13 protein-coding genes are annotated in these 14,146 nt (G+C 38.7%); 1 reads left to right on the forward strand and 12 read right to left on the reverse strand.

Going from position 1 to position 14,146, the window contains the following annotated elements:
- Positions 1–213 precede the first annotated feature (213 nt).
- The 12 genes from tsaD to AC5KOD_RS03995 all read right to left on the reverse strand — a co-directional run bounded on the left by tsaD (position 214) and on the right by AC5KOD_RS03995 (position 13,081).
- Entirely contained in the window at positions 214–1,242 is a 1,029-nt protein-coding gene (tsaD, locus tag AC5KOD_RS03940; RefSeq protein WP_496913232.1) for a tRNA (adenosine(37)-N6)-threonylcarbamoyltransferase complex transferase subunit TsaD, read from the reverse strand.
- Between the two features lie 26 nt (positions 1,243–1,268).
- Positions 1,269–1,721 carry a ribosomal protein S18-alanine N-acetyltransferase gene (gene rimI / locus AC5KOD_RS03945; protein WP_496913233.1) on the reverse strand — a complete coding sequence of 151 codons (453 nt, stop codon included), beginning with the start codon at positions 1,719–1,721 and terminating at the stop codon, positions 1,269–1,271.
- Positions 1,721–2,272 carry a ribosomal protein S18-alanine N-acetyltransferase gene (rimI, locus tag AC5KOD_RS03950; RefSeq protein WP_496913234.1) on the reverse strand — a complete coding sequence of 184 codons (552 nt, stop codon included), beginning with the start codon at positions 2,270–2,272 and terminating at the stop codon, positions 1,721–1,723. The genes rimI (AC5KOD_RS03945) and rimI (AC5KOD_RS03950) overlap by 1 nt, the downstream gene beginning before the upstream one ends.
- Positions 2,256–2,975: a tRNA (adenosine(37)-N6)-threonylcarbamoyltransferase complex dimerization subunit type 1 TsaB gene (gene tsaB, locus AC5KOD_RS03955; RefSeq protein WP_496913235.1), complete on the reverse strand. Its 720-nt coding sequence runs from the start codon at positions 2,973–2,975 to the stop codon at positions 2,256–2,258. The genes rimI (AC5KOD_RS03950) and tsaB overlap by 17 nt, the downstream gene beginning before the upstream one ends.
- A 138-nt stretch (positions 2,976–3,113) precedes the next feature.
- Positions 3,114–3,548, reverse strand: coding sequence for a hypothetical protein (locus AC5KOD_RS03960; protein ID WP_496913236.1), 435 nt, complete (start codon positions 3,546–3,548; stop codon positions 3,114–3,116).
- A gap of 206 nt (positions 3,549–3,754) precedes the next feature.
- Positions 3,755–4,756, reverse strand: a complete 1,002-nt coding sequence (locus AC5KOD_RS03965) for a LacI family DNA-binding transcriptional regulator (RefSeq protein WP_496913237.1) — start codon at positions 4,754–4,756, stop codon at positions 3,755–3,757.
- Between the two features lie 22 nt (positions 4,757–4,778).
- On the reverse strand, positions 4,779–6,257 hold the full coding sequence (galT, locus tag AC5KOD_RS03970) for a UDP-glucose--hexose-1-phosphate uridylyltransferase (protein ID WP_496913238.1): 1,479 nt from the start codon (positions 6,255–6,257) through the stop codon (positions 4,779–4,781).
- A 15-nt stretch (positions 6,258–6,272) separates the two neighbouring features.
- The gene (gene galE, locus AC5KOD_RS03975) at positions 6,273–7,262 is read right to left on the reverse strand and encodes a UDP-glucose 4-epimerase GalE (RefSeq protein ID WP_496913239.1); all 990 of its coding nucleotides are present in this window, start codon (positions 7,260–7,262) and stop codon (positions 6,273–6,275) included.
- Positions 7,263–7,338: 76 nt separating this feature from the next.
- Positions 7,339–8,502, reverse strand: coding sequence for a galactokinase (locus AC5KOD_RS03980; protein ID WP_496913240.1), 1,164 nt, complete (start codon positions 8,500–8,502; stop codon positions 7,339–7,341).
- A 123-nt stretch (positions 8,503–8,625) separates the two neighbouring features.
- Positions 8,626–9,336: a glucosamine-6-phosphate deaminase gene (locus AC5KOD_RS03985; protein WP_496913241.1), complete on the reverse strand. Its 711-nt coding sequence runs from the start codon at positions 9,334–9,336 to the stop codon at positions 8,626–8,628.
- A 231-nt stretch (positions 9,337–9,567) separates the two neighbouring features.
- The gene (locus tag AC5KOD_RS03990; protein ID WP_496913242.1) at positions 9,568–11,343 is read right to left on the reverse strand and encodes an ABC transporter ATP-binding protein; all 1,776 of its coding nucleotides are present in this window, start codon (positions 11,341–11,343) and stop codon (positions 9,568–9,570) included.
- Complete coding sequence (locus tag AC5KOD_RS03995; RefSeq protein ID WP_496913243.1) at positions 11,318–13,081, reverse strand: ABC transporter ATP-binding protein; 1,764 nt, start codon at positions 13,079–13,081, stop codon at positions 11,318–11,320. The genes AC5KOD_RS03990 and AC5KOD_RS03995 overlap by 26 nt, the downstream gene beginning before the upstream one ends.
- 143 nt (positions 13,082–13,224) lie before the next feature.
- Here AC5KOD_RS03995 and AC5KOD_RS04000 point away from each other — a divergent pair, with 143 nt between their 5' ends.
- Positions 13,225–13,995 carry a MerR family transcriptional regulator gene (locus AC5KOD_RS04000; RefSeq protein ID WP_496913244.1) on the forward strand — a complete coding sequence of 257 codons (771 nt, stop codon included), beginning with the start codon at positions 13,225–13,227 and terminating at the stop codon, positions 13,993–13,995.
- Positions 13,996–14,146 lie beyond the last annotated feature (151 nt).

The following is a 14,146-nucleotide window of genomic DNA, read 5'->3' on the forward strand; positions in this document are numbered from 1 at the left end:
TTGAGATTACTGCCATGTTGTGTTTCCTCCAATTTGGTTTGTATTTTCCTCTCTTAAGTTCTACTGTGTGAAGAACTCTAGTCAACTAGAGCACCGCTCCACGCATCCCTTAAGATGTGAGTTTAGTTAGCTCTGCTTAATTACAGAACCTTTAACAGTATAACTTAGCAAGTCTTTTACATATATTTTCAAATAACTATCCAAAATTCGCTACTACTCCAAAATCAAGCTAGGATCAGCATTTAAAGACAAATCCGCCAACTCTCCTTTTTCAGCAGCAACAAAGGCTGCTGCTCCTATCATCGCCGCATTATCTCCACATAAACGAATTGGAGGCACAATTAACTCAACATCTGTTAACTGATCAGTAACCGCTTCTGTCATGGCAGCTCGCAACCCTTGATTAGCAGCTACCCCACCTGCCAGTATTAATTGTTTCACCTCATATTGCTGACACGCCCGAATTGTTTTTGTTACCAACACCTCTACAACACTGGCTTGAAAACTAGCCGCTAAATCAAGTCGATTCAATTCCTCGCCTTTTTGGGTCCCATTATGAACCCGATTGATAAAGGCACTTTTTAATCCACTGAAACTAAAATCAAAGTTTTCCTCACGAATCATCGCTCTCGGAAAATTAAAGGTATCTTCTCCTAAATGAGCCAGCTCATCAAGCTCTTTTCCACTGGGATAAGCTAAACCAAGCACACGTCCAACTTTATCGTAGGCCTCACCAGCCGCATCATCACGAGTTTCTCCGATAATCTCAAAAGAACCATGTTCTTTCATATAGACAAGCTCAGTATGACCGCCACTCACTAGCAGAGCCATTAACGGGAATTGCAGCGACTTGACAAAACTAGCTGCATAAATGTGGCCTGCCATGTGATTAACTGGAATTAATGGCAAATTATTGGCCCACGCATAGGCCTTAGCGGCAGTAATTCCAATCAATAAGGCCCCAACAAGTCCTGGTCCTTCAGTAACCGCCACAGCACTCAGTTGACTCGTGTTAACACCTGCCTCTAGTAACGCCTCTTCCATACACAAAGTTATTTGTTCAACATGATGGCGACTAGCAACTTCTGGCACCACTCCACCAAACCGCTTATGACTTAATATCTGTGAAGCCACAATATTAGATAAGATTTTGTCACCATCTTCAATCACAGCAACACTTGTCTCATCACAACTGCTTTCAATAGCTAAAATTAATTGCCGTTCCTTTTTTAAAATACTCATCACTAAACTCCCTATTCTTTTACCCATTAATCCGGTATTTTCCAGCACATAACTAAACCATCTTCTTTTGGCCGATGATAGTATCCCTTACGCCGACCAATTTCTTCAAATCCAAGATTTAAATAGACACCTAAGGCTGGGTAGTTTGTTTCCCTAACTTCTAAAAACACTGTTCTAATTCCTAATTCAGCGAGTTCCTTCAATCCAGCTCCTAACAATTTTTTAGCTAAACCTTGTCTTTTATAAGCCGGTAAAACCGCAATGTTGATCACTTCAGCTTCATCCAAAACTAAATGAAACATGACATAACCAATCACTTGACCATTTTTTTCGAGTAATAAATAATGACTTGATTGATTAATAATATCTGCCAAAAACTGCGAAACTTGCCAAGGTGATCCATGATCGAAAGCTTCCTGACTAACTCCCCACAACTGCTTTGCTAACGCTTCTTCGTTATACTCATCTTTATGCCTCATCACTGCTGATCCTCAAATAAATAGCACATATCGAGTGCATCTTCATTATTGCTATGATAATATCGCTTTTTAACAGAACGAGAAACAAAGCCAAATTTTCGATACAGCCGTTGAGCATCCATATTACTAACTCTGACTTCTAAAGAAAGTGATTCATAACCACTTTTCACAGCTGTTTCCTTAACCTCAGTTAGTAAAGCCGCCCCTAAACCTCGGCCTTGAAATGCTTTAGTAACCGCAATATTAGTGATATGCCCATCTTCATTATCAAAGCGCGTCCCAACAAAAGCTACAATCTCTTGATCGTACTCCACTACTAAATAAAGCACAGGTTGCGGCCCATTCAATTCCGATAAAAAAGCTGTTTTCCCCCAAGGAACTTCACCTTCATAGACTTCCTTTTCAATTGCAATCAAATGCCGGATATCGGTATACTTGACCTCTCTAATCAAATAAGGCTCTGCCTTAATAGTCACTTCTTTAGATAAGTAAACAATTTGCTTCGTAAATAAGACCCGAACCTTATCAAAAAAGTTAGATTTTTTCGACATAACTTTCCCTCTGTTCATCATGATTCGCGAGCCAATTTTCTTCTGCTTCCACTAGCTTTAAATATGTTGGCACAAAAGATTCGATCGCTTCTATGGGTTCTTTAAGTGAACCAATTCGGGCCAAACTAACGGCACTAACTTCATTAATTAAAGGCTCTTCTAGAATACTAGACGGAAAAGCTGCTAAAATGTTCTCTTTAAAGATAGAGACATCCGCTCCGACAAATCGTAAATCACCATTTAGTTCCTGTAAGCCAATCAACCACTTCTCTAATTCCACATGTTGATCTGGAATAACCGAGACGAGTTGACCATTCTGCCATTGATAAACGCCAGTATAAACATTCTGGCGACGGGCATTAAATAGTGGTACAAGATAGCCTGCAAAATCTACTGAATTTGCTGCAATAACCGCTAAGCTAGAAACGCCAACTAGTTCAATTCCTAGAGTCCAAGCCAAGGTTTTAGCCGTTGTCACGCCAATCCTTAATCCGGTATATGACCCTGGCCCCTCAGCTACTATTATTCGATCTAATTGATCAGGCTTAATATTATTTTCTTTCATCAAAAAGTCAATCGCCGGCATCAAAACTAGACTATGATTTCGATTCGTCGTTCCTAAATACTGGCCAATAACTTGATTATTTTCACAAATTGCGACAGCTAATGCTTGATTAGAGGTATCAATCGCTAATACTTTCATTTATCCCATTCCTTCACTGTTAATCTTGCTCATTGTATCATATTTTAAACAAACAGTAAAAAGCCATTGCCCACTAATACGTGACAATGACTCCTTAATTTTTATTCTATTTATTTAAAGCATGACTAAACCAATTTTTTAATCTATATCATAAGCCTGTAGGAGATTTTCTTCTACCATAATAGCCGTAACCTTACCATCACAAAAAATAATTGAGGTAGATGTTTCTTCGCCTTTTTCTTTTGTTGAGGGATAGTCGTAATTATAATAAACCACTTCAGCTCCATCAGCGATTTTCGTCAAGGTTTGGTTCAACTGTTTTACTAATTCATCACTTTTTGTTAGCGTATCAGCAGCCTGTAAAATATCTTCTTTGAATGGTGCGAGATTCTTTGTCAGTCGCTCACTATCTAAGTCTTTCTCAATTTCAGTCGGCTTTCCTAATACCTTTTTCACTTCTTTTTGACTCATACCAACTTTAACTTCCGAAAAATCAGATGCTGTCAGCTCTTTTTTCCCACATCCTACCATTACCACTAACAAAATAACTAAGATACCCAAATATTTTTTCACTACTATTCCTCCGTCTTCTTGTTTTATTCTTCTAATTAAATAATAGCAAACGCTCGTTTAATTAACATCAATCTCTAGACTGAATATGAACTACGACCTATTTTCTTGTAGCCCTATCAAACCTAATAAAAAAGAAAAAGAGGAACAAAAAGTCCCTCCTTTCCTGATTTCATGTCTTTATACGAAACATCTATTTTGCCAGACAGCTATAGATGTTTCACTGATTGCCGCTCAACTAATTCTGGAGCAATCGTTATTTTCTTAGGAACAGGCGCTTCTTGTTTAATGGAAGCCAGCATTGTTTGAACTGCTAGTTCGCCCATCCACTCCGTGTAGACCTTGACAGTTGTTAAAGCCGGGGATAGGTACTTCGCAACGCTAATATCATTAAAACCAATAATGCTAATATCCTCTGGCACTCGTTTTCCAACCGCTTGTAAGGCCCGAATCACTCCAATAGCCATAGCATCATTTGAAACAAACAGTGCTGTCGGTATTGAGTCAGTTGTCTGTAATAGCTCCTGCATTTTTTTGAAGCCTCCTTCAACTGAAAAATCACTTTCCCACACAAAATCAGCTCGATAAAGCCCTTCTTGTAACAACTTTTCGCGAAAATAAGTCAGCCGTTTGTCGAGAATAGTTTCTTGATCTGATTTTGTCTGCTCAACTCCAGCTAAAATACCAATTTCTCGGTGCCCATGACTTAAAAACAAGTTAAGAGCTGCCGTTACCCCTTGATTAAAATCGACGACTAACGAATCACACCCGAATTCCATCGCATCAAAATCTACGAATAAAAGATTTTCTGTCTGCCTACTAAACAAGGCTACTTCTTTAGAAGAAAACTTGCCAAGGGCCAATAGGCCATCCGCTTCTTGTAGCTCAGATAAATCCTCCATCATCACCTTAACGATTTCCACGCCAAGCTCTTCTGCTTTTTTTTCAATTCCCAGACGAATTGCCAAATAGTACAAATCCTCCAGCTCTTCCTGCTCGTCATACCACTGAACTAACGCCAATTTCCCTGTACTTAACTTAGGTTGACGGATATGTTTCGTATAATTTAACGCCTCTGCTGCTTCAAAAATTCGCTTTTTAGTCTCATCACTAACTGACAGCTCGCTATCGTAATTTAAAACGCGAGACACGGTCGCAGGTGAGACTTTGGCTCGCTCCGCTATATCTTTTATCGTCGCTATCTTACTCACCCTTTCTGGGCTCCATCCCTCGTTACAAAGTATCTATAAATTGACGGAATCCTGCCTGCCCAGCCTCATCACGCTTAAAGACACCGGCATCCGCTAACACTTGAGCAAAAATCAAACCAACCTCCTGTTGAACCTGTTCATGAACTGTTTCTTCTGAAATAGTTAACCGACTTTTCAACTCCTTTGCCCAAGACACATGATAGTCTGCAATCTGATTGTCGTCATCCAATAAATAACGTTCCACTTCAAGCAATTCATCTTTTAGTCGCGGTGGCAAGACAGCTAGTCCCATCACCTCAATTAAGCCAATATTCTCTTTTTTAATATGTTGAACCTCCTGATGCGGATGAAAAATCCCATCTGGATGCTCCTTAGATACATTATTATCTCGTAAAACTAAATCCATTTCAAACAAGTCACCCACTCGACGGGCAATCGGAGTAATCGTATGATGAGGAGTCCCATCATCAGAAAAAGCTCTGATTTCAAGAGACTCGTCTGAATAAGTTTTCCACTGCTCTAAGATATAATGTGAAGCCTGTATTAGTTGCTGTTTATGTTGACTTTGCAAGCGAATAACTGACATTGGCCATTTAACAATACCACCACTAACTTCTTTAAAAAGAGGCAAGTTCAATGGCGTTTCTATCAGCGCCTTTGCCATTGCAAAAGTGTGGCGTCCTCCTTGATAATGATCATGGGATAGAATCGACCCACCCACTATTGGCAAATCAGCATTAGATCCCACAAAATAATGAGGAAAAATCTCAACAATCATCAATAAACGCTTAAAGGTCTCCTGACTGATAACCATCGGCCGGTGCTCTTCCGCTAGAAAGATACTATGTTCATTATAATAAGCATAAGGTGAATACTGCATCGCCCAGCTCTCTCCTTCTAGATTCATCCGAATCAAGCGATGATTCGTTCTCGCTGGATAAGTTAATCGGCCTTCATAGCCCTCATTTTCCACACATAGCAAACACTTAGGATAATTAGCTGGTGGTGCAGCTTTTTCCAAAGCAATCTGTTTTGGATCTTTTTCTGGCTTTGATAAATTAATCGTAATCTCTAATTCACCATAGTCTGTTGCCACTGGAAATAGGATATTTTGAGCAATTGATTTAGTTTTAATGTAATTATTTTGTCGACTAATATCAAAAAAATAATTAGTCGCATCTACAGGGTCTTTCTCATACCGCTCGGCGAATAACGCATTAATCACGGATGGTGGCGGCGTCAATAAATCGCCAATCTTACTCTCTAATATCTCTTTCTCAGCTAGCGAATCACCCGTGACCTGATTGTTCACCCCTACCTCAACTAAAGCTTCAAGTAGCTCCAAGGCTGGGCGAGGCTCCACTTTTTCAACTTCCATAAAGTCACTTTCGCCCACTAAGCTCAACAGACGATTTTGCAAATAAAGACGATCCATCTCCATCCAACCACCCGAACGAATTGCCAGAGTAGTATACTCTTCGACTAATTGACTAACTGACACACTCTTTTCCCCTCTCTAATCATCATACCCTGCAGGATGAGCTTGATGCCAATTCCAAGCAGATTCAAAAATAGTCTCAACATTAGTATACTGCGGTTGCCAGCCAAGAATCTCATAGGCTTTTTGTGGCGAAGCAACCAAGCTTGCTGGATCCCCTCCACGACGAGGTCCTATTGTCGCAGGAATTTCTTTTCCTGTTACTTTACGTGCAGCTTCAATCATCTGTTTTACAGAAAAACCTTCACTACTTCCTAAGTTAAAAACGTTACTTGTCTGTTCTTTAGCTAAATACTCAAGAGCCAAAATATGTGCCTGACACAAGTCTACGACATGCACATAATCACGAATATTAGTACCATCTGGTGTATCATAGTCCTCACCAAATACCGTGATTTCTTTACGTTGTCCCAAAGCCGTTTGTAAAATAATTGGCACTAAATGAGTTTCAGGATCATGATCTTCTCCGATACTGCCGTCAAGTTTTGCCCCTGCTACATTGAAATAACGTAATGCTACATACTTGATGCCGTATGCTTGATCTGTCCACTTCATCATTTTTTCCATCATTAACTTTGTTTCACCATACGGACTCTCTGGATTAGTTGGCGTTGTTTCACGAATTGGATTTTCTTTCGTTTCACCATAAGTCGCAGCTGATGAAGAAAAGACTATCGACTTCACACCAAATTCTTTCATGACTTCTAATAAAATCTGCGTCCCATAAACATTATTATTAAAATATTTTAGTGGATTCTCGACTGATTCGCCAACAAGTGAACTAGCCGCAAAATGAATGACACCATCAATTTTTTCTTTCTTAAAAACATCCTGCATAAAATCTTTATCTCTAATATCACCTTCATAAAATCGTGCCTGCGGGTGAATCGCCGCCTTGTGTCCTGTCAATAAATTATCGACAACCGCAACATCATAGTCCTTTGCGATTAATTGATCTACTGCATGTGAGCCGATATAGCCCGCTCCACCTAATACTAAAATTGTCATGTGTCTCCCACTTTCTATTAGTCATTTTAACACGTCAAGACGTCTTGTCTATTTTACCAAATTTCGTTTAAAATAACTATGCTAGTTTTCCAGCCCCCTCATGAATAGACGCTTGATAAAAATCGGCTTGATAGCCAATCGCCTCTGCATATATATCTCCAACAACACTGATAAAATTCTCTAATTGATCTCGTTTAACCAACGCGATACAACATCCACCAAAACCAGCACCTGTCATCCGTGCCCCGAGAACTCCTGGTTGTTTTTGTGCAGCATAAACTAAGGTATCCAACTCAACTCCTGTTACTTCATAATCATGCGCCAGCGATTCATGAGAAGCATTCAAAAGTAAGCCAAATTCTTCTAAACGGTTAGCTTCTAAAGCTGCTTTAGCCTTCAATGTTCGTTGATTTTCAGTAACGGCATGCCGCGCTCGCTTAATTAATCTTTCATCATCAATCAACCCGACATTCGCTTCAAATGTCGAATTATCCAATTCTCCCAAGCTCTTAATATCTAGCCCTTTTTGTAACCGTGCCAAAGCCTCTTCACACTCACTACGACGTTCATTATACTTAGAATCAGCTAACTCCCTTCGTTTATTAGTATTCATAATGACAATGTCGTAGTCACCCAATTTAACAGGTACCATTTCATAGTCTAAAGTGTTAGTGTCAAGCAATATAGCCATGTCTTTTTGTCCCATACCAATTGCAAACTGGTCCATAATTCCTGAATTAACACCAATAAACTCATTTTCTACTTTTTTCCCAAGTAACACTAATTCTAGCATCTCGATCTCAAGTGTCATTAAATCACGGATAATCACACCTGTCAGGAGTTCAATCGATGCTGAGGATGACAGTCCTGCACCATTTGGAATAGTCCCATAAAAATAAATCTCCACACCACATTCAACGGGATGACCAGCTTCTTTCATATACTTAACCATGCCTTTGGGATAGTTAGCCCAGTTATCCTCTTTGTCATAAGATAAATCATCCAAACTAAACTCAATAATCCCCTTTTCTGGCAAGTTTTCAGAAAATACTCTTACCAAACGATCCCCACGTTTGCGAGCGATTCCATAAGTTCCCATAGAGATCGAACACGGAAAAACATTGCCCCCATTGTAATCTGTATGCTCACCAATTAAATTAATTCGCCCCGGAGCAAAAAAAGCTCCTTCACTTTCTACACCAAATGTCTCTTTAAATGCGATTTCTAATCTTTCTAGCATCGAGTAAACCTCCTAGTAAAATATTTAGTAAATTTATTATACGATAATTTCACTAACAATTCAAGCATCATACCGAACAAAAAAACTCCTCATCCTTATAAAACGGGATGAGGAGTCTCTAAACTATTTAGTTAATTTTGATAACGCAGCTTCATCTGCAATGACATACAAATTAGAATGATCTTGCAACGCACTAGCTGGACAGTCTTCTGTTTTAGCTCCTTCAATCATGCCTTTAAGTGCATCAGCTTTTGCTTCGCCATAAGCAATTAAAATGATTTCTTTAGCTTTTAAAATTGAGCCAATTCCCATTGAATAGGCTTGTGTTGGTACATCTTCTTTTTTCTCAAAGAAACGCTTATTAGACTCAATTGTTGATTCTACCAAGTCGACTTTACGAGTAGTTGAATCAAAAGACGTTCCCGGCTCATTAAATCCAATATGGCCGTTTGTACCTATTCCTAACACTTGAATATCAATAGGGTTATTAGCAATAATGGCATCATAGCGAGAACATTCAGCCTCTGCATCTGTCGCCATGCCATCTGGCACATAGGATTCTTTGAAAGGTTTTGCATTAAATAAATGCTCATTCATGAATGTACGATAACTTTGGCTATCGCTCCCTTTCAATCCAACATATTCATCTAAATTAATCGCAATTAACTCGCTAAAATCTAAGCCACTTTTAACCATTTCTTCGTAAAGTGTCACAGGTGTGCTACCTGTTGCCAACCCTAAAACCTTTGCATTGCTATCTTCAATCCCTTTACGGATGAGTTCAAAGGCCTTTTTACCGCCTTCCGCTTGATCTTTCACTGTAATAATATTCATCAGTCTGTCGTCTCCATTCTGTCATTTGGTATAGTCCAATTATAAAATATTATGTGATTAATTACAAGTCTTAGCTCATAAATTACTTCAAAAAAAGGACTTTTCTTCAGCTAATTCTTGCGTCACAATAGAACAAAGTCCTCAACTAGATAGACATGAAAAACTAGTCAAGGACTTTGATAAGATTATTTTGTTTACACCACCCTCATCTAACCTCTTGACAGGGCCAACTTACGCTTTAAATTGACTTTGATGTAGCTTAGCATACAGCCCTTTTTTGGCCAACAGCTCTTGATGGTTCCCTTGTTCTATAATAGTTCCAAACTCCATCACCAGTATCAAATCTGCCTTTTCAATCGTCGATAAGCGGTGGGCGATCACGAAACTAGTTCTTCCTTCAGTTACAACACTCATCGCTTCTTGAATTTCAGCTTCGGTTCGAGTATCAACACTTGATGTCGCTTCATCTAAAATAACGACAGGTGGATTCGCTAAAATAACTCTAGCTATAGTTAAAAGCTGCTGCTGACCTTGGGAAAGAGCTCCGCCTTCGCTTGAAATAACGGTATCATACCCATTCGGCAACGTTTTAATAAAATGATGACACTGCGCTACTTTAGCTGCATCAATAACTTCTTGACGACTAGCATTTTTCTTTCCATATGCAATATTATCGGCAACTGTCCCTTCAAATAACCACGTATTCTGAAGAACCATTCCGAACATTGAACGCAGTTCTTTGCGAGATAACTCAGTAATATCCGTTCCATCAAAAGTAATGCTCCCGCCATTAATCTCATAAAATCTCATCAATAAATTAACTAAAGTCGTTTTTCCAGCACCTGTAGGTCCAACAATCGCAATCATTTTGTACGGAAGAGCAACAAAGCTAACATTTTCCATCAACATAGCATCTGTCGTATAACCAAACTTTACGTGATTAAAAGCAATCTCCCCTTCTGAATTTTTAATTGACTTAATGTTCTTATCATCCGCCAATTCTTCTGGCTGATCTAAAATACCTAATACACGATCAAGAGAAGCCATCGCTCCTTGAATAGCATTAATAACGTATGAGAAATTAGTAATCGGTTCAGAAATTTGATTGACATATTGTAGATAGGCTTGAATAATACCAATCGTCATCGCCCCTTGAATTACCATCCCCGCTCCTATAATCGCACTTAAAATAAACGCTAACTGGTTAAGAAAACGTATCGCTGGATAGATTGCATAATCAAAAAATTGAGAATCTTGAAAGGCTTTAGCATGTCTAGCATTCGTATAATCAATTGTTTTGGCTGTCTCTAACTGCTTATTAAAAGTTTTAATCTCCAAATTCCCTGAAAAAAACTCTTCTATTTGATTATTAAGTCCCCCTAGCTCGCTTTGATTACGATCTGCTAACTTCTTGTTTCTGCTTGCCACCCAAGTCGTCACAATACTAGATCCTATAATCAAAATTAAGATAATTCTCGTTAGTCCACGGTCAATGTAAACAAGCATCATAATGCCTAAACTAATGTTCACAATTGAAGAAAACAGCTGATTAATTCCTGTCAGCAATACGTCTGCGATTCGATTAATATCATTAGTGGTTCGACTCAAAATATCTCCCACCTGATGCGTGTCAAAAAAGGACATAGGTAATACTTTAAATTTTTGAGAAATCTCTTTACGCAAACGCAATGTAACCTGCTCGCTTAACGTTGCCATCATCCGCTCTTGAACATATGAAAATACAGCACTCACACTAGCTAAAACTAAGATGACACCCACAGGAAATAGCAGAATTTGATTCAACTGCGACAACGAAAGCCCAATAGTCTCACTTTTGTTTATTTCCCTCAACAGTTCATCAATTGCAATCCCCATCACAAACGGCATAGCAGTCACCAAGGCATTTCCGATTAAACTACACAGTCCCAATAATAGAAAATGGCCTCGTTCTGGTTTTATAAACATTAAAAAACGACTGATACTAGTTGATTGATTCATGAATTTCATTTGATAATTGCCCCCCTTTCAAATCAATTCCTTGGGACAAGGCAAATTCTTGATACGTTTTATTTGATTCTAATAGATTCAAGTGTGTTCCCTGACCAACAATTCGGCCCTCATCTAAAACAATGATGTGATCTGCATCTTTGATCGTACTAAGTCTTTGAGCAACAATTAGGAAGGTCGATTCTTTCATCTCTGTCTGCAAAGCCTGTCGCAACTTAGCATCCGTTTGATAATCAAGTGCTGAGAAACTGTCATCGAAGATATAAAGTTCAGCCGACTTAACCAATGCTCTCGCAATACTTAATCGTTGTTTTTGACCACCAGAAAAATTTGTTCCTCCTTGCGCAACAAACCCTTGATAACCACCCTCTTGATTCGCAATAAATGACTCTGCTTGTGCTAGTTTGACAGCTCGCTTTAATTCGTCATCAGTGGCTTCACTATTCCCCATTCGCAAATTACTTTCGATCGTACCATTAAACAAGAACGCTTTCTGAGGAACATAACTAATTTTATTTCGTAACGTTTCCTGGGATAATAACGTCGAAATAACACCATCAATCACAATTTCACCACTATTAATCGTGGTTAGCTTTAGCAAAACCTTCGCAATAGTACTCTTACCTGAGCCAGTTCCACCAACTATCGCGGTTGTTTTTCCTCGCAAAATATCAAAACTAATTCCCTCTAACACAGGTTCCGACCCATTGTAAGCAAAACGAACCTGATTAAAGCTAGCAAAAATCAACTTGTTTTTTTCACTCTCCGACATCGGATCAGGCATATCGACAATCTCAGGAACCCTCTCTAACACCTCTTCAATCCGCTTCAAGGAAGCAAAAGAACGTGGCAAAGTCACAATCACCATTGCCGCTAAAATCAAATAAGCTAGGGTTTGCATAGAATATTCGACAACAGCTGTTACAACCCCTATTTGTATGTCGTTCATTCCCACAAGAATACCACCCGCCCAGATAATTAAGGCAAACACCACTCCCATTATCAAATAAGCGGCAGGTGTTAGATAAGCAAAAATTTTATTGACCTGATTCATACTGTTAGCATACTCACTAAAGCGTTGATTGGTTTTCAGCTCTTCTTCCTCTTGATTATCAAAAGCACGAATCATGTTGATCCCATTAAAAAATTCTCTTACTTTTACCACAATTCGATCTAGATGAAACTGAATAGTTACTGACAACGGAAGTCCTTTTTTTAACAGTATCACTACTACGATTAAATATAAGAGGATCGATACAAAAGGAATCACAGCTAATTTCGGCGAGTTCACATAGGTCATAGCGACGGCAACTAGACAAATTATTGGCGCGGGCAAAATTAATTGTAGGGCCATTACCAAGGAGCGCTGTACATTTGTCACATCATTTGTCATTCTAGTTAACAAACTCGGAATTCCAAATGATTCGACATCTTGAATTGACAGCAACTGAACCTTTTTATAAAAGTCACGTCGCATATCATAGCCATATTTAGCAGCAAGTTTGGCTGACAGATAGCTGCCGTAGATAGCAGCACCACCTCCGACCATCGCCACTACAAACATTTGTATCCCAATTTTAACAACCAACTCTCGATCGCCAGAAGCAATTCCAGTATCAATTAATTCGCCAATTAAAAAAGGGACAGCCAGTGTTCCAAGAATTTGAATTGCAAGACTTATGATTGTTAAAAGACTTAGTTTCTTATTTCGATAGAAAAATTGCATCATGCTCTTCATCATTTTTCTCCTTTAAGGTCAAGTATTAGTTGCGTGTAGCAGCTACTATATTTCACTGCGAGATTCATTCTACACCTTAAAGTAACTTGAAGGTCAACACAAAAAACGCTATACTAAAATAAAAATAAGTTAAGGAGATTACTATGGAAGACGAGCAGCATTATTCTATTGGTGAAATCGCAAAACTTTTTGATATTCCAGCCTCAACTATTCGCTACTGGGAAGAAAAGGGGATCTTTTCTACGAAACGTGATAGCAACAACGATTATAGAGTATTCGACATTCAAACAACCATTGAATTACTCGATGTCGTATTCTATCGCAATTTAAATGTTCCTATTCATAAAATGAAACAACTCAACCGTCTAAGTCCAGAGGCAATATACACTATTTTAGAAGATACCGAAGTTCAAGTTCAACACGAGTTAGCCGAACTTCAGCAGAAGCTATCAGGTATTACTGGTCGAAAAAAACAACTTGAAAATCTTTTTCTACTGGCAGAGAGTGACTATCAGATAGAACCCATTAACGTGCAAAAAATTGTCACTTTCGATATGTATGATGCAAAAGATATTCAAGTTCAACTTGCCGGCCCAACAAATTTTGTGTTATATAAAAATCAAGCCTCAAATCCTAGCTTTGAGATGGGCTTGGCAGTCGATTATGATTATACCAATGACAATCAAGAATTATGGCGTAACGATGATCACCCTGGTGCCCTTTATTTAACCTGCTTATTAGAAACTAGCTCCGAGGACATTGATCAACATAACTACTTCGTGCACGAAAAAGCATTAGGAGCTATTGGCTACCAAGTTGTGCGGGTTATCGCTACTTATCTAGCAACAGCTTCTAATGACAATGACGAGCCTGTAGACTATTACAAAACATGGCTAGAAGTCCTTCCGAAATAAATAACTGAACTCATTTTATCGTGAAAACTAGCCAAAAAGAGCTTGGGACATAAGTCTAAACGAAAAATCCAGATACCAGTCAAATTGATTGGCATCTGGATTATTTTGTTGTACAAAAATAAGAACACTTTTGCTAAAATAAAAGTAACCA

This window comes from Vagococcus sp. WN80Y (assembly GCF_059621045.1).

What these genes read in the sequence shown, in the direction of transcription:
- AC5KOD_RS03995 (WP_496913243.1), bottom strand. Translation starts at nt 13,081, where the DNA reads ATGAAGAGCATGATGCAATTTTTCTATCGAAATAAGAAACTAAGTCTT.
- tsaD (WP_496913232.1), bottom strand. Translation starts at nt 1,242, where the DNA reads ATGAGTATTTTAAAAAAGGAACGGCAATTAATTTTAGCTATTGAAAGC.
- tsaB (WP_496913235.1), bottom strand. Translation starts at nt 2,975, where the DNA reads ATGAAAGTATTAGCGATTGATACCTCTAATCAAGCATTAGCTGTCGCA.
- AC5KOD_RS04000 (WP_496913244.1), top strand. Translation starts at nt 13,225, where the DNA reads ATGGAAGACGAGCAGCATTATTCTATTGGTGAAATCGCAAAACTTTTT.
- AC5KOD_RS03985 (WP_496913241.1), bottom strand. Translation starts at nt 9,336, where the DNA reads ATGAATATTATTACAGTGAAAGATCAAGCGGAAGGCGGTAAAAAGGCC.
- rimI (WP_496913233.1), bottom strand. Translation starts at nt 1,721, where the DNA reads ATGAGGCATAAAGATGAGTATAACGAAGAAGCGTTAGCAAAGCAGTTG.
- rimI (WP_496913234.1), bottom strand. Translation starts at nt 2,272, where the DNA reads ATGTCGAAAAAATCTAACTTTTTTGATAAGGTTCGGGTCTTATTTACG.
- AC5KOD_RS03980 (WP_496913240.1), bottom strand. Translation starts at nt 8,502, where the DNA reads ATGCTAGAAAGATTAGAAATCGCATTTAAAGAGACATTTGGTGTAGAA.
- galE (WP_496913239.1), bottom strand. Translation starts at nt 7,262, where the DNA reads ATGACAATTTTAGTATTAGGTGGAGCGGGCTATATCGGCTCACATGCA.
- AC5KOD_RS03990 (WP_496913242.1), bottom strand. Translation starts at nt 11,343, where the DNA reads ATGAAATTCATGAATCAATCAACTAGTATCAGTCGTTTTTTAATGTTT.